The sequence below is a fragment of the Planctopirus limnophila DSM 3776 genome (assembly GCF_000092105.1).
GTDB classification, from domain to species: domain Bacteria; phylum Planctomycetota; class Planctomycetia; order Planctomycetales; family Planctomycetaceae; genus Planctopirus; species Planctopirus limnophila.
Window position 1 is genome coordinate 1,492,652 of sequence record NC_014148.1, and the last position, 20,961, is coordinate 1,513,612.

Genomic DNA, 20,961 nt, shown 5'->3' on the forward strand with positions numbered 1-20,961 from the left:
AATCGACTAAGGCCGCACCTGAAGATGGTTATGGGGTGGCTGAGGCCAAACGTCTTCGCGAACCCCCAGTTCTTGCCCAAAGTGGCTGGGGGTTCGAAGACTCAATCCCAGCCACCAGAAGTGCAGTTGTTGATTGAAATCCGATTTAGGCCGCACCTGAAGATGTCGCTGGGCGGAAGTGGCCATCATCGGAGACATCTTCGAAACGGACAGACATTCGTTTCGAGACACCAGATTCTTCCATCGTGACACCGTACAGCACATCAGCGACGACCATCGATCGCTTGTGATGAGTAATCATGATGAACTGAGTGTCTTCTCGAAACTCGCGAATGACAGCCGTAAATCGTTCGACGTTGGCTTCATCCAGGGCTGCATCCACTTCATCCAGGATGCAGAAGGGGCTGGGCTTGGTGCGGAAGATCGCCATGATCAGCGCGATGGCTGTCATCGTGCGTTCGCCACCTGAAAGCAGCGAAATACTGCGCAGTTCTTTCCCTGGAGGCCGAGCCTTGATATCGATGCCGCATTCAAGAATCTGATTGGGATCTTCGAGAACAATATCTCCTTCACCGCCACCAAAGACCTTTCGGAAAAGATCCTGAAAGTTGGTGCGAATCGTGGCAAAGGTTTCAGCAAAGAGCTTACGGCTCTCCTGTTTGATCCTCCGGATGATGTCTTCTAACGTTGCTTTCGCTTCCACGAGGTCCTGAAGTTGTGCCGCCAGTTGTTGATAGCGCTGCTCCAGTTGTTCGAGATCATTAAGGCTCTCTGTGTTCACACTCCCCAGCAGTTTGAGTTTTCGTCTTAATCGCTGGACGTGTGCATCGACTTCGGGGCGAATGGCCTCAAAAGTAATGTCTTCCAAAGCCAGATCAGAGCTCGTTAACGGTGCTGTCTCTTCTTCGCTTGAGGCGGTTTCATGATGTGCTGATAAACGCTGCTCCCGATAGTTTTTCAGCGCACTATGTTCCGAAGCCGCCAGTTCCGCAGGTTGCGGATGCCCCTCTTCCTGAAGTCGCTCGGCAATGGCAGCTAACGCATGTTCCAGATCGCGTTGCCGCATGACGATCGCTTGCCGCTCATCGTCGAGTTTTCGCTCTTGTTGACGTAATTTGAGTTCTAATTGCAGTGTCTGGCTGCGGCTGGAACGGAGCGACTGCTTCTGGTGTTCGAGTCTGGAGGAAGTGATCGCCAGGCTTTCAATTTCGATCATCGATTCGTCTGTCAGAGCGGAAGCATTCAGCATCTGCAGCGTCAACTCGGATCGCGTCGCCAAGGCTTCCTGAACCCGACGTTCGGCTTCATCGCGCTGAGCCAACCGGCTTTGCACCTCTTCGGCCAGACGGGCACTTTGCTTTTGCCAGCCAGCCAGGCGTTCAGCCTGTGTCGCCAGTTCCAGTTGTTCGCGATTGATGGCCTCGATGAGTTGCCTGCGCGCCAGCGCGGTCTGATCCAGCAGGTTACGAGCTTTCTGGAGTGCGGTCTCTTGAGAACGGCGCTGTTCTTCGAGACGAGTTTTCTCTTCAGTGAATTCGGTTTGAGAAGTCTGTAAATGGAGTAATTGAGTTTCTACGGCAGCACGGTTGGCATGGGCTTTTTCCAGTTCAGACTGCAGTCGTTGTTCGATCTGTTCGGCCAACGAAACCTGTGAACGCACCTCGGCGAGTCGTGTGGCTGCCGTGTCCGCTTCAGTTGCGGCGGCTTCGAGAGAGGCGTCAGCAGCAGACAACTGGGTGTAAGTGATGTTCACCGATTGTTCTTGCCGCTCGATCTCCCGCTCCAGGCGTGCAATGTCGATGCGCAGTTGACGCAATTCGCTTTTTCTCGGGATGACCGCGGTATCTGTGCGTAGTGTTCCCAGTGCAATCGCGCCGTTGGCTTCGAGAACTTCTCCCTGCAAAGTGACGAACCGACAGCTTTGCCCTTCCCCTGCGGAAAGTCTGACTGCCGTCGGCAGGTCATGAACGATCCATGTATCTGCCAGGACAGCCGCCGCCAGTCCATGGACACCACGTTCCTGACGGATCAGACGATCGGCCCGAGTGACAACACCCGGCTGTCCATCGAGAGAAACCAGCCGACGGTGATCGAGTGGGAAGTGAATGAATCGGGTTCCCTGCCACGCTGGCTGACGGAAATCAGATCCTTCTGTTTCGGGGATCGCCAGAAACTGAACCCGCGACGAAAGTTGAGCCTGACTGCGTCCCAGGTAATCCAGCAGTGGCTGGTATTCTCGCAGCACAATGATATGGGCGCGCGAGCCCAGTGCCACTTCGACCAGAGCGGCATCATTGAGATCGACATCCAGAAGATCGGACAGACTTCCGACGACGGAATCCCACGGAGCCTGCCTTGTCGTACGGGCTCGATGCAGAATTTCACGCACACCAATCCCGAGACCCTCTTCGCGCGATTCGAGATCTTCAAGTACTGATTTTCTGGCCATGGCAGCACTGCGCTGTTCACGCAGGCTGGACAATCTTTCGCGAGCACTGTCTTGAGTACCAATCAGTTGGAATCTCTGAGATTGCACGCTTTTGAGATGTTCCAGCGTCTGTGCATGATGCGTCGAGGCCAGATTCATCTCGGCGTGAAGCACTGTCCGTTTCTGCTGAGCGTGATGCAGCTTTTCTCGAAGTTCTTCGATTTGCTGTTCATTCATCAGCAATGCCAGTTGCTGACTGTCAGTCTGTGCCGCCAGTTGTGTTAACTGACTCTCGATCTGCTGGGTCTTGCGCTCAAGTTCCCGCAACTGCTGTTCCTGTAACTGCAGTTGAATTGAGTCACTTTCCTGCTGCTGATCGAGATGAACCAACTGTGTTTGCTGTTTCTCAAAACTCTCCCGGCGCTGGGCATATTCTGTCTGAATTTCAGCAGATCGAGCTGCAGAAGACTGAATTTCCTGGAATGAAGCATCATATCGCTGAGCGAGCATGACCCGCTGGCGGTAGAGACGTGTCAGTTCGCTTTCGAGCTCACTCATCCGAGATTTGAGAAACTGAACAGTCGCCTGATCCCCAGCAACTTCCTGTCGCAGGCCGTTCAACTTCTCGTTGACCTGACGAATCTCTCCATCGAGTGCGGATAACTCGTGCTCGGTCAGTTTTTCATCGGCTTCGATCTTCTGATGCTCGCTGGTCAGATTTTCCCGCTCGGCATCGAGAGCCACAATCTTTGCAGCGAGTTCATTCAGTTGGAATTGCAAAGCCCGCGTATCGTCTGCCGCCAGGCCCAGCCACCATCGAGTGAGTTCCTGATGGAGTTCCCGATATTTGACGGCTTTAGCGGCCTGGCTGCGCGTCGAGTTCAACCGGCCTTCGACTTCATCAACAATATCTGTCAGTCGCAACAGGTTCTGATCGACACGCTCGAGTTTGCGCAGTGCTTCCTGCTCGCGAGTTCGAAATCGACTGATCCCCGCGGCTTCTTCAAAAACAGCACGCCGACTGGAGGGGTTTCCCTGAAGAATCTGATCGACTCGCCCCTGCTCGATGATCGAATAGGCCGACGCACCAGCGCCAGTTCCCATGAAAAGATCGCGAACATCTTTGAGCCGCGCGTTTTGCCGATTGATTAAGTATTCGGCTTCTCCATTTCGCCAGATGCGCCGCCCGACAGTCACTTCGGGAGTTTCAATCGGCAGGAGGCCCGAGGAATTATCAAAGGTTAATGTGGCTTCGGCATAGGCATTGGGTTTTCGTCCAGCCGAACCGTTGAAGATCACATCGGTCATCTCTTTGCCGCGCAGGCTCTTGGCACTTTGATCGCCAAGAATCCACTTCAGAGCATCGACGACGTTACTTTTTCCACTGCCATTGGGGCCAACAACCGACGTGATCCCCGAGGCGAAATCGAAACGTGTTCGATCCGCGAAGCTCTTGAAGCCGAAAAGTTCCAGCGCTTTGAGCATGGGAAGAACACTTGAAACAATGGAACATCAACAACCGGAATCACATACCCCGAGGAATTGTCTTATTTCACAGGAGTACGTTTGAACGCAGGGAGCCAGCGAGACTGGATTTTCTCTGACGATGAATCTGGCTCATCATCGGCAGCGGAGCGATCGGCTGTCGGTTTTGAGGACGATTTTTTCTCAGCTCGTGGGGAGTCATCCGGCTCAGATTGAGAAGGCAGCCCCGAGTTTGGTTCGTTCTTCTCCGAGCTCTTTTCCGGTGTTTTTCTGGAGGCCGGTTTCTTCTCGGAACCATCGGTTTTCACACTCGCCATCGAAGGCTCAGCATTCTTATCTGCCAGACTCTTTTCGCTGGCATCAGGCTTCTGCGAGACGGCCTTCAGACTCTCTGCATCGGTCTTGAGTGCCAGGGGATCGGATTCTTCACCAATAGCCTTTTCGGGGGAGATGGGGAACATATTGGGTGAGAGATTTTCACGGCCCACGCGAGCTTTACGGCTGGCTGGCAGCGATCCATCAGCATCGGGGCGACTATAAAAACGCCCGGCTTTCGGGAGTGCATCCATAGCAAACTCACCGGGAAGATTCTGCTGACGATTCGCCTGCACCAGAAGTTGCACAATATCTGGATAACTGGCGCCCATCTCGGCAGCAGCGTAGATCACGTCAGCCACTTTGAGAGAGGTTTCTTTCCGTTCGTCGGCCTGGCCAACAGCAAACTTCGCGACGGAGACCGTACGGCTGCCAGGGGGAATCGTGACCATAATGCCGCGACCAGCCGTCGCGTACATGGGGGCAATAAACTCCTGATCGGCACCGAACAGCACGATTTCCGGTCGTGTTCGTAGCGTGACGTGTGTCATCGGCTGGCCAGTTGTTTTGAGGACATGCAGTTGATACTGCTTATCTTTGAGTGGAATTCCGCGGATGAAAGGCTCCTCGCGAGAAGCCGTCCACATGGCCCGGAAGGCGCCATATCGAGTCTCTGCCGTTGGTTCGCTCATGAGTTCGCGAAGTTTGACATACGATTCGGCGTCTTCGATCGTCGAAAGTGCAGAAAGGGCAAACACGCGAAATGCTGGTTCTTCCCGAACGCACTTCTCAAGCACATCCACGCCTGAGGTATCCCCTAAGTAGGCCAATGCGACAGCCGCATAGAACTGGCATTCCAGGAGTGGGGCTTCCAGTGCTCCCTTTAATGTCGGAATTGCATCCTTACCCACAGCTTCCAGTTGTAACGAGGCACTCTCGGCTTTATCTGGTTCAAAGATATCTTTCGCCAGCTTCTGCAATCTGACCCGGCGAGTGACCGTTGTTTCTCGAAAGGCAATGCTCCGAATCACTTGCAGGTAGCGGGGGTAGTTCTCGCGGTAGGTGGGGTGAATTTTCAGAATGATTTTCTGATCGGTTTTGGCCTCAGCCATCGAAACTTTGATGCCCGATTTGTCGTAATCATGGAAGCGAATGCCAATCGCTTCGGCAATACGCGAAGAGTTACGGACAGACCGCACATCGTTCCGCAGAAAAATCGCCAGATCGCGTTCGCGCAGCACAGTCGCGCCACCTAGAACTCGCCCCATCCGCTTTTGCAGCTCGACTTCCGATTTCGAGCCACCCAGGACAGACGAAGTGAGGATCGGGCCTTTGGCCTTGGCAAAAGTATGTCCTTCGAGCACACCACGCCCAGGAACAAACGCATGCTCCGTCAGATCGCAGTCGAGCAGATAGCCACCTTCAAGACTGGTGGCTTGTGCACTTTCGGGAATTTTGACTTCCACATCGATGGTGGCCCCTTTTTCAATCAAAGGTGGCAGGTAAGCCTTAATGACCACAAGTGCCGTGTTCGGCGAAGCCAGAATCTGGTTGGGATTGGGAACATTTCTCCGCTTCATGTCTTCCAGCAGCAACGAGCGGAATTGCGAAGGAGCAGGGTCTCCACCAGTTCCATTCAGGCCGACCACCAGACCGACACCTTCAAGGATCACAGGCTCAAGCCCTGCGAAACTGGCGTAAGTTCCAATCAGAGGAGTTTCGGTTTTTGTGGCGAATTCATCCTCGATCTCTTCTTCAGATTTCGATTCCGATGCGGCCTTGGACTTCTCAGATTTCCCGAACTTGAAGGGATTCATCGCCATGTGAGTAGCGCAAAAGCCTGTGGTGGCTAACAGCACAATCAGCGACCAGCAAAATCGATGTCCAGAGATCATGGAGAACTCCCGGCGGGAAGCGGCCTGTTGGCACGCTTTTTATGCAAACGAGAACGGATCAATCGTGTTGGCAAAGGGTCTTGCCACTCGAAAATCGATAAGTTTGAAGGCGAAAAACTTGAGGTGAAAACTCAAATGGCAGGCTGGAACGTTATGGAAAGAGAGGGGAATGAGAATTGACGTGAGCAGGAGGAAGGTAGACCTTGATTCTGAAGAGTAGTTTCCGGGGGTCTATCAGGTCAAGACGAGGTTGATCGACGGATCATGGGCCAGGCGAAGAATTTCTGGAAGTTGAGATATTGAAAAGATTTGTCGTCAGCGTGTTTGGGTTCTGTTAAACTGTCATTCACTGGAACTCATTGCCGACGACGGCTCTGGCCTCATCCGCGATTGCGATCAGCTCAATGGTTATTGCAGGCTCGGAAAAATCGTTGTCCGGCTTGCAGAAGGATAAATTCACGATGTCAGCCAGCCTGATTATCACTTGTCCCGCCTGTCAGCGGGAACTGAAGATTCATGATCGTCGTATGCTGGGCCGCAAGGGGAAGTGTCCTAAATGCCAGCATGTCTTCGTGATGGAAGAACCGCCGGAAGTGGTGTTAGAAGCCGTTGATGAAACCCCAGCGGCTGAACCCATCCGGTCGGCAGCTTCTGTAGCTGCTCAGGCACAACCGATGACCCAGCCAATGACCCAGCCGGCGGGATTTCCAGGGGCCTTTCCCGGTCTTGATGTCGAACCGACTTCGATTCGCTCGATGAAATCCAAGCGTAAGCCCAAAAGTCTAGTCAACCGATTGGTCGGCCCGATCCTGGCACTTGCTGTGGTGGCTGGTGGTGCCGCCGTTGCTTATGTTTCGTTCGGGTCGTCCGCTGTCGGCAAGCCAGCAGCTTTCTCGCCCAATCCCGCCGAGTTACAACCAGCCGTGAATCTCACCGCCACCACTCCTGTGGCAGCTCCCAAATTTACAATTGACTCCATCGAGTTTCAGCCACCCACCACGAAGCAGCCACTCGTGCTCCGTTATGTCCCTGCGGGAACACGAGTGATTGTCCATCTGCGTCCCGCTGATCTCTGGAAAGCGAATACGCTGGAAGAAGAGGTTCGCTACTCATTGGGGCCCATTGCCGAGTTCGCCGCAGCACAGATCAAGCTCTACTCCGGGGTAGAACCTGCCAACGTCGAGCAGGCCACGTTCTGCCTGATACCCACACAACGAGGCATGGCCCCCAGTGTCGCTGCCGTCTTTACTTTCGTGGAGCCCATTAAAAAGAGCGACTTTCTCGAAAAGTACGGCGGTCAGCGCGATGACACGAATGGGTATCCGATCTATCTCACCGATAAATTAGGCTACCTGCTTTCCAGTGATGCCAAAACCATGGCCATTGCTCCGATTGAACTCGCCCCCGAGATGGCTCAGGCTTCGACCAATCCCAATCCGACGATTGGCGGAATTGAAGAATTGCTGCCATTACTCGATTCCAGTCGGCAGATGACAGTTGTGTTTGAACCTCTGGCTGTCCGGCTCGATGCCGAATTTCTGGTCCCCGCTCCCGCCCGCCCGATGCTCGACAAAATGCTGGACTGGCTGGGTGATGATGTCGAAGCAGCCGCATGGAGCCTGCATTTAAGTGAGAAAGGTTTGTTCTCGCACATGTGGCTGAGAAACTCGAATGTCATTCAGCCCAATCGCCTGGCCAAGCTGATCGATCAGAAGCTCGATGCGTTGCCGCAGATTTTTCTGAGTGCCGTTCAGTCCATGTCACCGCGGGAGATGGGTAAGCGTCAGTTGATTGGCCGATTTCCAGCGATGGCCAGAGCCTTCAGTATGGCCAGTCGAACCAAAGTCGGCTCGCATCATGTCGAAGTCATTACACCATTACCCGAACGAGCGGCACCCAACCTGGCGCTAGCAGCACTGCTGGCGTGGGATGAATCGACCCGCACTGATTTCTCGCGTAAGCCTGCAGCCCAGACCATGGCACAAACGAACGCTCCCGCAGCAGGCCCCAAACTTCCTGAGGCTTTGAGTAAGGTCATTGATGTTGATTTCCGGCGAACGCCTCTCCAGGAAGCATTTGCCTATGTGGCCGATGAGTTGAAGATCACCATCGATATCGATGGTGATGCTCTCAAGCTTTCAGGTTACACCAAAAACATGCCTCAAGAGTTTCAGTTGACTCAGGTGAGTGCCAATAAAGCCCTGGCTGAAATTCTGAAAAAATACGACAAAATGTGCCTGGTGATTGATCAGAAGCAGAATCGAGTCCTGGTAACGACCTATCCTGTCGCGGAAACGCAGAAGCTGACCCCTTATGTCTTCCCCAAGGAGTAAATGACTCCTTGAACATGTCGTTAAGTAATTTTCACTCAAGGCGTTAGCGTCTCTTGTACTGAGCGTGTTGATTTTCGATCTGGCGAAACTTTGTTGATCTGGTGGGCTCAATGCCATTTCCTGCCTGCCCTAAGTGCCTGGCTCCGATTCGTATTCGCGATCGGAAGTTTGTCGGTCGGGAGATTCCCTGCCCAAGCTGTGCTGCGCCCATTGTGCCGCTCGTGACTGGGCACGATGAATGGCAAGTCATCCTTCCAGAGGAGTACGCCCGACAATCCGCAGCGACAAGCCATTCAGCGAAATCGAATCTGGAAAAGCAAACGATAGGGGTGCATGCGTCAACAGGCCCGGCAATCGTCAAACCACAGGGGGCTGGTACCCTGCGTGTGGGCGGCCGGCAGTTGAAAGCACCTTCGCCATTTGTCATGGCCTGGATCGGATCAGGAGTCATCACATTTTGTATCGTGATGGTCATCGTGCAGTCCTTTTCGCGTCGGGAACACCAGGCCCGCGGGTTAGTGACTCAGCAACCGAATGAAGACTCACAGAAACAGCCTGTCCAGCCAATTGAGAATTCCGATCCCGGTCAAACAACGGGTGAAAAAGAACTCGTGCCGCAGCCACCTCCTGCCTCGCATGAAAAGCTCGCTGGCCTGGGACAGTGGCTCTCTGGCCAACTGGCCAGCCAGGGAGCATTTCCTGCTGCCACCACTGGTAAGAGTGAGAACCCGGAGGATGCCTGGGGTTGGCTGAACCGATACGTCGCTCAGACTCAGCCGACAATCGTGCCACCACCTTTTGATGGTTCATGGCGCGGCCCGACTCACGATCGATTTGTGCGTCGTCGTATGAATTCCCTCCTGATCAATGAGCAGGAGGGCCTCATGGGCAGTGATGGATATCCAGCGACTCAACTGGTCGGTGTGGCGGGAGTCGGCATTGATGGCCCCCACTTACCTGCAAGTTCTGAGTATGCGGGGATATTTGCGTACGGTCGAACCACCCGTCAGCGCGACATTCTCGATGGATTGAGTCAGACGGCGATGGTCGCTTCCGTGAAAAAAGATCTTGCCTCCTGGGCCAGCGGAGGCAAGGGGAGTATTCGTTCGCTGACAGCGGCACCTGTGATTGACGGGCCGGATGGCTTTGGAATTGTCGGGCAATCGGGACAATTGCTCCTCATGGCGGATGGAAGTGTCAAAGAACTGAACCAGTTGACAGATCCAGTCATCATGAGGCGAATGTTCACAATGGCTGAGGGGATTGATCTCGCAGAGGCCGCCTCTCCAGATGCTCCACTTTTTCCCGCCAGCACCGCATCTCGTCGGACCGTGCCCATGGCAGATTCTCCCGGCGGCAGTGAATCTGTGGCCGACAGTCATTCTTCAGCTCCCACCGGGATCAGTCCAGAAAAGGATGATCCTGCTGCTGAAAAACCGCATGGCAATGGGGAAAAATCCTCAACGGCCGAAGTGATCGCTCCACCTGCGGCTCAGGCTCCCTTGCCCCCCGCGATGGTCGTACAGAAGCAGGATTTAAAGATTAATCTGGGATTGTCGCTCCTGAGATTTCGGACGGATGAACCTGTTGCTCGCCGACGATTGGTGAAGTCAGCCGCTGATCTTCTGGGGGCTCCAGTCGTTACTCCAGAGGGACCTCTCCCGGCAGAACTCGTGGAGATTCTTGATCAGAAGATCACCATCGATCTCGAAAAAGTTTCGATCGAGAATCTGCTCCATGAGATCTTTCGCGATTCTCAGGCCCGGTGGAGTCTTCAGGATGGTCAGTTACTGATACAACTCAGCAGCGAGGTCGTCCCAGGCCAGCCCCCGGCAACAGGGGAAGAACCTCGCGAAGTGGCGGTTCCATAAGTTGACGGACTTTTTGCGATGGGTCCTCACTGATCAATGGAGGATCCGCAGCACAGATTGAGTACTCAAAGGTTGATGATGGAACTGGACGATACGATCTGCTTTTGCTTCCATATCACTAAGCGGAAGGTGATGAACTTTATTCGTGTCCACCGCCCCCGTGTGGCCAGCCAGGTCAGTGAATGTGGAGGTGCAGGGACGGGTTGCGGCTGGTGTCGTAAGTATCTCAAAAGGTACTTTGAGGAGTCACAAGGGCGCATGCACTCGACATCGGGTGGACTGGATCCCCACGCAGAAGAAGCCCCGGAAATCACCCTCGAAGAGTATGCGACCTCTCGTGCGGCCTATATCCGGGCAGGTCACGGAAAACCAGCGGCAGGTGCCATCCCATTGCCAGGCGTCACCACAGAACCAACTCTTCAGCAGCCATCCGACCAGCAGTCGCTGGGTGGCCCCGGTTGAAATTCCGATTTCTACCCGGGTGGCGAAGCCACTGGCAGAGTCGCATCTGAGATCCTGAGAGACTCACATGGCAGTTCTTGCGCCAGCCAAAACTCTTATGCCTCCGGCACACAGGTACCTCGCAGACGAGCAACCTGTGCCACTCTGCGATTTGCAGTTTCTTATTGGGTATGATGGATTTATTGTTATTGCTGACCCACTTCGTGTTAGTCAACAACCGCCAAACAAAAGAATTTGATGATGTTTAAGGCGCTAGTTACAGTGGTGGGAAACAATTGAGAATCATAGTGTAATATTGTGTGTAGATTGGAGCGTGCGTTGTGGAGCAAGTAGTTAAATTTCTTGACAGTCTTTGTGAGAAATTATTTACTGTTCATTTCGTCCTGTCTGTGCATGTCGAAAACTCAGACATCAATGTGACGCATATTAAGTCTTTTCTCACAACGGCGTCTAGTAGAGATATGGCTTTTGAGAGAGCACGGGCTTCTGTTGAATCATTGAACGACAGCTATAGAAATAGGGAAGGATGTGTTGTTGTAGTTAATTGTGAGGGGGTTCATGACGTTGAAGAGGTTCCTCTCATGGAGGTTGATGGTTACCTTGATGTAGCAAATTTTCAGTTTTCAGGTATGACTTCTGTTGAGGATCTCGTCAGTGATGGGATTCGCAAGGATCTGCCAGTTTTGAACTGAGATACGTAAAGTCCGGGTCGCACCTGTTAAATGTTTATGTCATTACCCACAACTCAGAATTCAGGAAATCTCGCAGGGTGGCCCCGGTGGAAATTCCGATTTCTACCGGGGTAGCCAAGCCACAAGAGGGCACTGGCAGAGTCGCATCTGAGATCTTCGGAGACTCACATGACAGTTCTTACGCCAGCCAAACCTCGTTTGCCTCCGGCCCACAGGTAGCTCGCAGACGGGCAACCTCTTCCACCCTGCGGAGCAGGCATGCGTAATCGACTCTTGACGCGCCGTTGATCTTCGGGATGAGTATCAGTCGGTTTTGACTTCGATCTTCCTGGGGATGGCCTTCGTCGCGCGGGGGAGGAAAACCTCCAGCACGCCGTGGGCGAGTCTGGCTGTGATTTTCTCGTGGTCCACTTCGTCATTGAGAATAAATGATCTCAAAAAGTGCCCGATGGGATACTCCTGATGAAGAGTCTGGACCCCTTCCAGCCATTGAGTCTGAACACGACCGTAGAGTGTTAAACGGTTATCCTGAACCTGCAGCTCTAATGTTTCCAGCGTGACACCCGGCAGATCCGCCAGCAGAATGAGGCCATCCGGCCGCTCGAAAATATCAATCGGCGGTGTGAAGACCACTTGTTGTTCGACCGGCTGCTCAATAGCGGCATCTCCCGGGTGACGGAGTGATGCTCGACCGGACGGAATCTCAGGTTGTTCAGCTCTCATGAGATTCCCTTTCCTTGGGTTCGATCAATCCGGAGACCTGACCTGGCTCAGTCGCGATTCTCCGCGCCGGTGTGGGGATCGCTTCTGGGACCGACTCGACGGGAGGAGGATTTTCGGCAACAGCCGTAACCGTAATTTGCCTTGCGGGTTTGGGAGGCACTTTAGGCAGACGAATCAGGAGCACACCGTTGGAAAACTGTGCCGAGACCGCTTCTTCACGAATACCATCGGGCAGCTTGAGAGTACGCTGCCATTTGCCGCGAGGTCGTTCCTGCCGGCGAAAGGCTTCGTCGGGAACACCTTCCGGGCCGAGGTGCCGCCCTTTAAGCGTGAGGGAACCTTCGTTGACGCTGATATCGAGTTCTTCGAGACGAATTCCGGGCAACTCTGCGGTTATCAGCAGTTGATCAGGAAGTTCATAGAGATTCACAGCAGGGTAATGTCTGACAACGCGCAGTCCTTGAAGAACACCAGCGAGCAGGGAATCGACCTCCTGCTCGAAGTTCTCCATGGCCTGCCAGGCATTTCCCCATCGAAAGATGGCCATATTGCTTTACTCCTGAATCCACATCAAATCTCTGAAGACGCAACTGACATGCCAGTCAGGTGTGATTCATTGGGCGAATCTTTGATTCGACACAAAGGTATTCAGCAATTTGAGTTATAGAGCAAGACCAGAATCAGGGCGCAAATGCCGAGCGAGGCCTTTGGCGGTGGAAAAGGGAATTCCGCTCGAAATCATCTGCCACTATGGCAGGTTCAGAGTGATGCTGAATTTCGCCTGCTCACCGGCCTACTCCATGCCAGATTCGAGAGAAATAGCCCGCACTTAAACGAGGGAGATCTCCCCCTCTCGAAATCGTGCCGTCGGGTGAGCGACAAATTCACTCAACTTTTCAACGTGAGGCTCAAGCCAGGATTCATCAATGACGTTTGCTGAATGGAAGCCTCACGGGGTAACATCTTTACTGTCATTGATATGATTCGCCGCAGGGGCTTGCGCCGTCGCCTTGAAAAAGTGCTGATGGATCGTGAGGCCCGGGCGATCGTGACCTTTATCTCCAACTTACAGCCTGAGGATGACACCGTGAAACTGCTGCTTTGTGTCGATGCATCGGGATCATCAGACCGAGCGATCTCCCGCGTGACTGAACTTGGTTTAGGCCACTCCAAGTCAAACTCAGTGACACTTTTTACAGTTTGCGAATCACTTCCTGAGCATGTCTTCGAAATCAGCGAAAAAGTGGGCATGCACGCCAATGAGCTTGCTTCGGCATGGTCGCAAAAATCGCGTTCGGCCGGAGAAGAGGCGTTGGCTCAAGCCAAGGCCAAGCTGCTGGAGAGTGGTCTGCCGGAATCAGCCATTCATATCAAGCTGTACGTCGCTGATGCCACTCCTGAATCTCGCCAGGTGGCCGCCGCTGCCGGCCTGATCGAAGAGATGACCAGTGGGAACTACGACCTGGTGGTCATTGGTCGCCGTGGTGCCAAACATCTCTCCGAAAACCTGATTGGCAGTGTCGCCGATAAGGTGATTCGAGCCGCTTCAGGTCGAAGTGTCCTGCTGGTTGATTAGACTTCGTTGCCTCGAATGATTGGGTTTCGGCCATGCATGGTGTGTGCTTGCGTTGTGAGTTGTGTCCCATTGGATTCAAGTGGAATCGATCGGACACAACGAACGCCATATCACCGGGTGCCAGCGGCGTCTCGTGGCGGCGGAACTGGTGAAATCGAGTCGATGATGTTGTTGTCTTCTCGCTTTCACAGGGTTCAAGGCATAAAATGAAGTTAAATCTGATTTAACAGGCGTACTGGTGTTGAAACTGTCGTCAAACCATCGTCTGGTTTCCAATCGCTGATCCTTTCCTGTATTGCGGATGATGTTCCGCATGGTACCTCTCAGGTACCAGGTCACCACGCTGAAAGATTCTGCTATGGACTTCGCTGTCTGTCCCAGTTGCAAGCAGTCGGTCCTGGATGATGATGCCGTTGACTGCCCCTTTTGTGGTGCACCGATGAAAGGTGGCCCCAGACCTGGTGGCGCACCGGCCAAACCGGCTGCATCCAAAGCTGCGCAGTCTCCAAAATCTGTTTCTGCCAGTGCCGCCAATACAGTAAGTGCCACCAACACAGTGAATCGTGGTGCTGTCAACAAGAGTTCCAGCAATTCAGCTTCTGCTGGTCAAACTTCGGGGGCAGATGATCTTCCGTTCGAAACGGATACGGGAGCCGCTACGACCGTTGCGGTGGCCACAGCGACCAAGCAGCGATCATTTCGGATCGTCTGCCCGATGTGTGAGACTGTCGGGTACATCTCACCAAAATCAGCGGGCACAAGAGTCAAGTGCGCGAATCCCAAATGTCTGGTTCCTGTTTTTGATGCCCCGCAATTGCCTCCACCCGAACCCGAAAAGCCGCCAGAACCTCCACGTAAGCCAAACTATATTCTGCTGGGTGGAGGAACTGCCGCGATCTGCATCGTTGGCGGCATCGTAGCTTTCTTTGTGGCAGGCCAGCCAGCTGCGAGTCCTGTGGCAGTCAACCGGATGACTCCGGAGGAAGCTGCTCGCCTGCTGGCCGAAACCGCACCTGCCGCCAATAACACAAGTAATCAAACCAAGAATTCCGGCACACCCGACGGAAACCAACAGACCACAACAGACACAAAACCCAACCCGGGCGATACGAAAACCGCGGCCAGCTCGACTGTTGATCTTGCAAAAGAGCTGCCCATTCTCATTGAGAAGACAGTCCTGATCAGGGGGAGCCAGAATCGCAGCTTGCCCTTTTCTCGGCAAATGGCTGCGGAAGCCTATGCGCTTCTCGGCAACATTGAAAAAGCACAAGAGCAGGCCGTGGCCTTTGATCGTGTGGGGCAGAATGTCCCTTTCTACAAGATCTCGATTCTCACAGAACTGGGCTGGGCACAACTTCGAGCGGGAAACAGCGAAGCAGCCAAAGTTTCAGCACTGGCAGGCTACAATCTTGTCAATAAACTGCCTGGCAATGGTCGAGCCCGGCTGATTTTTGCATCGCGCTTGGGGAGCCTGCTGATTGCCACGGGGGAAGCCGATAAAGCTACCCAATTGGCGAATGACTACGCTTCCACATGGAAGCCGGGGCTGATTGATTCCAATCAGGTCGCCGAACGACTGGAACGCCAGGATGGTCAGGTCGCCAGTTTACTTCAGGCAGGTCTGGATGACTTCGCAGGCTCAATTGCACAGGTGACATCGACCAGACCCGGAGTTGTCTGGTTTGAGCCGCAGGCTGCAGCAATGGCTCGATCGGCTGCAGCGCATGGTTTCAGCGAGAAGGCCATCTCCTGGGCCATCAGCCAGCCCGAAGTTCGACAGCTGGAAACTCTGGGTGAAATCGCTGCTTTCGAAGGCGCAACCGCAGCACCAGACATCACTGCTGAAGCACTAAAGGCCAAAATCGAAAGCTGGGGTGCCAACGCTCCTGTCATGAAATTACCAGCTTCGAAAGCCTATATTCTCGCGCGGGGAGCAGCTGCCGCCGCTGCCGTTTCGAAGCCCGCAGCACTGGGGCTCATCAAGGAGGCCCAGGCACTCCTTGAATCTGTGGAACTTCCGTCACCCGTCACCTGGCCCAATACCCAGGGGCTGATTAATCCACAGCTGCCAGCGATCGCGCCATTAGAACGCCTCTTCGTGGCCTGGGCAGAGGTTTCCATCGCCTGTCAGTTGGCGGGAGATGCCGCTGGTTGTGATGCAGCACTGAGTAAAGCTTTAGCGACACTGCAAGGAGTTGGCCCGGCATTGAACTACGTCGATCAATTTCTGGAACAGCTCAATGGCCCGGATGTGGCCAGTATTCGCGATCGACTCAAAGATGAACTGGGAATTCGAACCGAAGATGCGGCCCGGCAAGCTTTCTCCAGCTATCGCCGGGGAACTTTGAATTATCGAGAACATGCCGCCATTCGATATGATCTCGAACTCCAGGCTCTGGATCGATTAGCACAAGCCGGCGGTCAAGCGATCGTCTGGAAGAAGCTACAGGAGCTGGCATCTGACACAAATGCTGTCCAGAAGCAGGTTCCCAGCGAAATCTCGATGAAACTGGTTTCTTCGTTGGCAACGGCATTCCAGTTAGCGAATGAACCGACACAGGCCCAGGCAGTGACCGACTGGTATTCCGGCATCACGAGAATTGGCGCGATTACACCCTCGGCAACATTATTGGCCGCTTCTCGGTTTGGGGCAAAAGATGGTTCTGGTGCTGCGACTGTGCTCAAAGAGGCTGATGCTCCCACACGAGCCTTGATGACCAGTCTTCTTGCCAGTCAACTAAAGGATGCAGGCATGGTTGAGCCCGCACTGGTCTTGGTCGGCCAGACGAGCGATTTGAGCGTGAGGGAAGAGGCCTCGATATTCGCGGCACATGCTGCCCATCATCTGGGAGAAGCCGCCAAAATCGTGACTCACCTGCAAACACTTCCACAGGCCACCGAGCGGTTATCCTGGATTCGCGGCTTATCAATGCCCATCAAGAAATAATGACAGAGCCAAATTCATGGATGATGCCGGTACTCATACGAATTGCAGTATTCATCTGCGCTCCTCGGTCTGGGGTGGCTGGGGTTGAGTCTTCGAACCCCCAGCAATTTTTGTCACGAACTGGGGGTTCGCGAAGACGCTCAACCCCAGGCACCCGCCGCGCAGTTGTTTATTGGAATCGGCATCAGATCCATGTTGAGCACACTGAGATTGAGTACTGACAAAAGACGCTGTGTTTGCCAGTGACGAAGAGATGCCATGCCGCGATTCGCACTGCTGGAACATGACTGGCCGGAAAATCATGGAGATTTTCTTCTCGAAGTCCCCGGGCTCAAGTCTCGCGATGGTCTTGAGCTGTGCTGGACGTGGCGATTTCCGGGCGATCGAAAGGCCTGGGAAACATTGTTCCGGCAGGGTGGCTTGTTTGAAGCCGAACGGAATACCGACCACAGGGCCCATTATCTCGATTATCAGGGGGCCGTGACTCCTGCCGCCGATGGCACATCTCGCGGCTTCGTGACGATTGTCTTTCAAGGGGAATTTCAATGGACTGATCCATTCGAATTCTCGCCGCTGGAAGGGCCGCCTGTCTTACCAGATTTCCTGCAGATAGCCTTTCAAGATCATCTGGGGAAGCAACAGATAGCCGGTCAGATGCAGCTCTTGAACTCTGCCTCAGGCTGGAAGATCACGATTCTGCCCGAGACGAATTCCAAGGCTTTCAAGGCAGATTCAGTGCATTCGTAATACAATACTGCAAGATAAGCGTCGTGCTGCGTGACGAGTGGCATGCTCTCTCGATCGAAGCATTCTGTCCGCCAGTGAAATCTCATCAGGGTCTGTGAATCTTATGAATCTTGTGAATCGCCTTGCGGCAGAGACCAGCCTGTATCTCAATCAGCATGCTCAGAATCCGGTCGCCTGGCAGCCGTGGGATGATGAAGCCTGGAGACTTGCGCGCGAGCTCGATCGACCAGTCTTTCTGTCGATTGGGTACAGTGCCTGCCACTGGTGTCATGTGATGGAGCACGAAAGCTTTGAGAATCCACGCATTGCCGAACTGCTCAATCAGTGGTTTGTGAGTATCAAGGTGGATCGCGAAGAGCGGCCAGACCTCGATCAGATCTATATGGCAGCCGTGATTGCCATGACTCAGCAGGGTGGCTGGCCAATGTCGGTCTTTCTCACACCCCAGGGACATCCGTTTTACGGAGGAACCTATTTTCCGCCGACCAGCCGATACGGACGACCGGGATTCGCTGAAGTCCTCGCCGCCATTCACGACGCCTGGGAGAACCGTCGTGAAGTGGTGACTGAGCAGGCCTCTCAATTAACCATGACTGTCCACGATCAACTTTCTGAACGACAGGAACCAACGACTCTCCATGAGAATCTGCTGGAGAAGGCTGGCCGCACGCTGGTGCGAGTTTGTGATCGTGTGAATGGTGGTTTTGGACATGCCCCCAAGTTTCCTCATGCGATGGATTTACGGCTCGCCATGCGCCTCGCGCATCGATTCGATACGACGGAAACAGCCGAAGTGGCTGAGTTGGGGCTGACGGCCATGGCCAAAGGCGGGATTCATGACCACCTGGGAGGCGGCTTCGCCCGCTACTCGACAGACGAAATCTGGCTGGTGCCGCACTTCGAAAAAATGCTGTATGACAACGCGTTGTTGCTGCAGGCTTATCTCGATGGCTGGCAGTTTAACAAGACTGATTTTTATCGCCGGACGGCCCAGTCGATCGTGCATTATGTATTACGGGAAATGCAGGTTCCCAGAGCCGAACTACCTGGTGGATTCTGTGCGGCCCAGGATGCTGACAGCGAGGGTGAAGAGGGGCGATTTTTCGTCTGGTCACAGTCCGAAATTCGCGATGTCCTCTCAGGAAGTGAACTGGGGAATGACGATTCGAGGCTTTTTGAGCGGGCCTACGGTGTGACCTCGGGAGGGAACTGGGAAGGTCATAACATTTTGAATTTGCCGAAGACGATCGCCGCACTCGGACGCGAACTCGGCATGGCGGAAACTGCCCTCGAGCAAAAGCTTTCTCTGCTGAGGACGAAGTTGTTTGAGCACAGAAAGAACCGGATTGCCCCAGGTCGTGATGAAAAATTGATCGTCGCCTGGAATGGTTTGATGATTTCTGCACTGGCCCGTGCCGGACTGGTGCTCGATGATCAAGAGGCACTTCAGGCCGCTCAACGGGCCGCCCGCGTGATTCTCGACATGGCGGAGAGCCTGCCGTATGGCTTGCCTCATTCGATTCAAAAGGGGCAGCCCAAGCATGGTGCCTATCTGGATGATTATGGATGCTTTTTGGAAGCACTGATCGAATTGTTCCTGGCGGATGGTGATCCCTCCTGGTTATCACGGGCTGTTCCACTGATCGACCGCCTGGTGAATGAGTTTCATGATGATGAACAGGGCGGTTTTTACTTTACGAGCAGTCAAGCCGAGAAACTGATCAGTCGCAGTCGAGATTTTCAGGATAACGTGACACCCTCTGGCAATGCGGCTGTGGCCAATGCACTGCTGAAGTTCGGTCGAATCACGGGAGACGCCCGCAGTGAAGAGTTGGCACATGAAGTTCTTCAGGCTGCCTCGGGCCTGATGCAGCAATCCACAATGGCCACAGCCCACTCGCTGGCCGCTCTCGATTGGTGGCTGGGTCCCAGTTACGAATGTGTGTATGTACCCGCTGAGACGACATCAACAACGGATTCTGAGCCTTTGAAACAGGATGCGGTTCAGCGAGTGGCTCATGAGCTGTACCTGCCGAACGTCCTGTTTCTCACAGGAAGAGCGCAATGGGAGGGGACACTGGCAGCCGGGCTGGTGCAGGGGCGCCTGGCTCCTGCCAGTGAACCGGTGCTCTATGTCTGTCAAAAGGGAGTCTGCCAGCTCCCCGTGGTCGGGGAAGCAGCAATCATCGCCCGACTCAAAGGGCTGGCACAAAGCATAGATGAGTAACTCAGCAGAAAAAGTATCTGGCATGAGTACCATCAGCATCAATTGACCGGTACCAGGCTGTAGCCATCGGTCTGGCGGTTTATGAGAGTCGTCATGGCCGATGTCGTAATGATCACTCCTTCGCCGACCTGCATGTGAGCGATTTTCTTGCGGGCTAAGGTCTGGCCGCAGACCATGATTTCAACACCGGCCTGATTCAGCTTTTGGATCAGTTCAAGATTCGGGTTTGGAAGACTTGCTGCTGCACTTCCCTTGTCATTCGTCAGGATCGAAAGTGCTGCATCACCGTGCAGAATAATGGCAATGTTGACATCGGTCGCTTTGAGACCGGCTGCCCCATAAAGATTCAGCAGGCGGGCAGCACGTTCCAGTCCGGCGTTGACCTCACCCGCAGCTGAGGATGCCGTGACATCGAAGATCACTTTGGCGCCGGTTCGCGGCGCTTCCGGGGCACCAGTCAGTTCAGCCACACCGCCAATACCAGGAATGATGGACGACTTGAGATCTGGCACACCGGCAGGTTTCTGAAATTCGATCAGATAATTGTCGCGCAGTGAGCCTGAGCGTTCACCAACATAACGAAATCCCGTGGTGAGAATCTCCTGTGTGACGACATCCTGACCTGCGCGAACGTGACTGAGTGTCCAATCCGAACTTTGTCCTTCAATACGGCGGAAATCGACCACAATCAGGCGTCCTCCGGGCTTAAGTGCGTTGAAAATCGAGGCCATCATTTTTTGAGGAAACTCGAAATGATGGTAGGTGTCGCAAATAAAAGCGAGGTCAATCGATCCTTCGGGCAGGTTGGCAGAAACGTCCTTGCCCAGCACTGTTTCCACATTCTGCTGTCGAAGTTTTTCACTGGTGGACTGGATGTGCTCGAGAAAGTTCTTCGAGATATCGACGGCAATCACACGTCCCTGTTCTCCCACAAGCGGTGAAAAGGCTCTGGTGAAGAGACCCGTCCCGGCACCAATATCAGCGACGACCGAACCTGGTGATATTCGACAGGCTTTGAGAATCTCCTCACGCTGGTGAAACACCTCGCGGCTTTCGATTTCGAACTTCTCGATGAACTCCTGCGGTTTAGCGTTTTCAAACGAGCGATTAATCCCGGGCTTGACGCTCGTCTCCTGAGCCACAGTGGCTGTTGAGAAGTTGATCAACAGACTCGCCACAAACAGGCCCGGAATCAGCAGCTTTTTCGCGAGTGAATATCGCAGTGAATTCATAGTCATACTTTCCAACTGAGTATCTGCT

At 53.8% G+C, this 20,961-nt stretch carries 13 protein-coding genes; 8 read left to right on the plus strand and 5 right to left on the minus strand.

Annotated features, from left to right (window positions below):
• Nucleotides 1-145: 145 nt before the first annotated feature.
• A complete protein-coding gene (gene smc / locus PLIM_RS06030; protein ID WP_013109433.1) occupies nucleotides 146-3,913 on the minus strand; it encodes a chromosome segregation protein SMC in 3,768 nt (1,255 codons plus the stop codon).
• A gap of 62 nt (nucleotides 3,914-3,975) precedes the next feature.
• The gene (locus PLIM_RS06035) at nucleotides 3,976-6,123 is read right to left on the minus strand and encodes a flagellar basal body P-ring protein FlgI (protein WP_013109434.1); all 2,148 of its coding nucleotides are present in this window, start codon (nucleotides 6,121-6,123) and stop codon (nucleotides 3,976-3,978) included.
• 461 nt (nucleotides 6,124-6,584) lie between these two features.
• On the opposite strand from PLIM_RS06035, the gene PLIM_RS06045 reads away from it, so the two are divergent.
• The 4 genes from PLIM_RS06045 (at nucleotide 6,585) to PLIM_RS24080 (ending at nucleotide 11,481) form a co-directional block, all read left to right on the plus strand.
• Nucleotides 6,585-8,456, plus strand: coding sequence for a zinc ribbon domain-containing protein (locus PLIM_RS06045; protein ID WP_013109435.1), 1,872 nt, complete (start codon nucleotides 6,585-6,587; stop codon nucleotides 8,454-8,456).
• Nucleotides 8,457-8,566: 110 nt separating this feature from the next.
• Nucleotides 8,567-10,327 (plus strand): hypothetical protein, encoded by a 1,761-nt coding sequence (locus tag PLIM_RS06050; RefSeq protein WP_013109436.1) that lies wholly within the window; start codon nucleotides 8,567-8,569, stop codon nucleotides 10,325-10,327.
• Between the two features lie 132 nt (nucleotides 10,328-10,459).
• A complete protein-coding gene (locus tag PLIM_RS06055) occupies nucleotides 10,460-10,789 on the plus strand; it encodes a (2Fe-2S)-binding protein (protein WP_230849413.1) in 330 nt (109 codons plus the stop codon).
• 320 nt (nucleotides 10,790-11,109) lie between these two features.
• A complete protein-coding gene (locus PLIM_RS24080) occupies nucleotides 11,110-11,481 on the plus strand; it encodes a hypothetical protein (RefSeq protein ID WP_013109439.1) in 372 nt (123 codons plus the stop codon).
• Nucleotides 11,482-11,784: 303 nt separating this feature from the next.
• Here the strand turns inward: PLIM_RS24080 and PLIM_RS06060 are convergent, their stop codons facing one another.
• Together PLIM_RS06060 and PLIM_RS22535 are read right to left on the minus strand one after the other, a co-directional pair.
• On the minus strand, nucleotides 11,785-12,204 hold the full coding sequence (locus PLIM_RS06060; protein ID WP_013109440.1) for an Hsp20/alpha crystallin family protein: 420 nt from the start codon (nucleotides 12,202-12,204) through the stop codon (nucleotides 11,785-11,787).
• Complete coding sequence (locus PLIM_RS22535) at nucleotides 12,194-12,751, minus strand: Hsp20/alpha crystallin family protein (RefSeq protein WP_013109441.1); 558 nt, start codon at nucleotides 12,749-12,751, stop codon at nucleotides 12,194-12,196. Before PLIM_RS22535 ends, PLIM_RS06060 begins: the two co-directional genes overlap by 11 nt.
• A gap of 393 nt (nucleotides 12,752-13,144) precedes the next feature.
• Here PLIM_RS22535 and PLIM_RS06075 point away from each other — a divergent pair, with 393 nt between their 5' ends.
• The 4 genes from PLIM_RS06075 (at nucleotide 13,145) to PLIM_RS06095 (ending at nucleotide 19,701) form a co-directional block, all read left to right on the plus strand.
• The gene (locus tag PLIM_RS06075; protein ID WP_013109443.1) at nucleotides 13,145-13,780 is read left to right on the plus strand and encodes a universal stress protein; all 636 of its coding nucleotides are present in this window, start codon (nucleotides 13,145-13,147) and stop codon (nucleotides 13,778-13,780) included.
• Nucleotides 13,781-14,093: 313 nt separating this feature from the next.
• Complete coding sequence (locus tag PLIM_RS06085; protein ID WP_013109444.1) at nucleotides 14,094-16,727, plus strand: zinc ribbon domain-containing protein; 2,634 nt, start codon at nucleotides 14,094-14,096, stop codon at nucleotides 16,725-16,727.
• A gap of 258 nt (nucleotides 16,728-16,985) precedes the next feature.
• Nucleotides 16,986-17,474: a hypothetical protein gene (locus PLIM_RS06090; RefSeq protein ID WP_013109445.1), complete on the plus strand. Its 489-nt coding sequence runs from the start codon at nucleotides 16,986-16,988 to the stop codon at nucleotides 17,472-17,474.
• Nucleotides 17,475-17,577: 103 nt separating this feature from the next.
• On the plus strand, nucleotides 17,578-19,701 hold the full coding sequence (locus PLIM_RS06095; RefSeq protein WP_013109446.1) for a thioredoxin domain-containing protein: 2,124 nt from the start codon (nucleotides 17,578-17,580) through the stop codon (nucleotides 19,699-19,701).
• Nucleotides 19,702-19,739: 38 nt separating this feature from the next.
• On the opposite strand, the gene PLIM_RS06100 is transcribed toward PLIM_RS06095, so the two are convergent.
• Nucleotides 19,740-20,933 (minus strand): methyltransferase domain-containing protein, encoded by a 1,194-nt coding sequence (locus tag PLIM_RS06100; RefSeq protein ID WP_013109447.1) that lies wholly within the window; start codon nucleotides 20,931-20,933, stop codon nucleotides 19,740-19,742.
• Nucleotides 20,934-20,961: the final 28 nt, after the last annotated feature.

Excerpts from the sequence above, each read along its gene's own strand:
- PLIM_RS06090 (WP_013109445.1), top strand. The coding sequence starts at position 16,986 with ATGCCGCGATTCGCACTGCTGGAACATGACTGGCCGGAAAATCATGGA.
- PLIM_RS06060 (WP_013109440.1), bottom strand. The coding sequence starts at position 12,204 with ATGAGAGCTGAACAACCTGAGATTCCGTCCGGTCGAGCATCACTCCGT.
- PLIM_RS06055 (WP_230849413.1), top strand. The coding sequence starts at position 10,460 with ATGAACTTTATTCGTGTCCACCGCCCCCGTGTGGCCAGCCAGGTCAGT.
- PLIM_RS06095 (WP_013109446.1), top strand. The coding sequence starts at position 17,578 with ATGAATCTTGTGAATCGCCTTGCGGCAGAGACCAGCCTGTATCTCAAT.
- PLIM_RS06050 (WP_013109436.1), top strand. The coding sequence starts at position 8,567 with ATGCCATTTCCTGCCTGCCCTAAGTGCCTGGCTCCGATTCGTATTCGC.
- smc (WP_013109433.1), bottom strand. The coding sequence starts at position 3,913 with ATGCTCAAAGCGCTGGAACTTTTCGGCTTCAAGAGCTTCGCGGATCGA.
- PLIM_RS06100 (WP_013109447.1), bottom strand. The coding sequence starts at position 20,933 with ATGAATTCACTGCGATATTCACTCGCGAAAAAGCTGCTGATTCCGGGC.
- PLIM_RS06045 (WP_013109435.1), top strand. The coding sequence starts at position 6,585 with ATGTCAGCCAGCCTGATTATCACTTGTCCCGCCTGTCAGCGGGAACTG.
- PLIM_RS06035 (WP_013109434.1), bottom strand. The coding sequence starts at position 6,123 with ATGATCTCTGGACATCGATTTTGCTGGTCGCTGATTGTGCTGTTAGCC.
- PLIM_RS06085 (WP_013109444.1), top strand. The coding sequence starts at position 14,094 with ATGGTACCTCTCAGGTACCAGGTCACCACGCTGAAAGATTCTGCTATG.
- PLIM_RS22535 (WP_013109441.1), bottom strand. The coding sequence starts at position 12,751 with ATGGCCATCTTTCGATGGGGAAATGCCTGGCAGGCCATGGAGAACTTC.
- PLIM_RS06075 (WP_013109443.1), top strand. The coding sequence starts at position 13,145 with ATGGAAGCCTCACGGGGTAACATCTTTACTGTCATTGATATGATTCGC.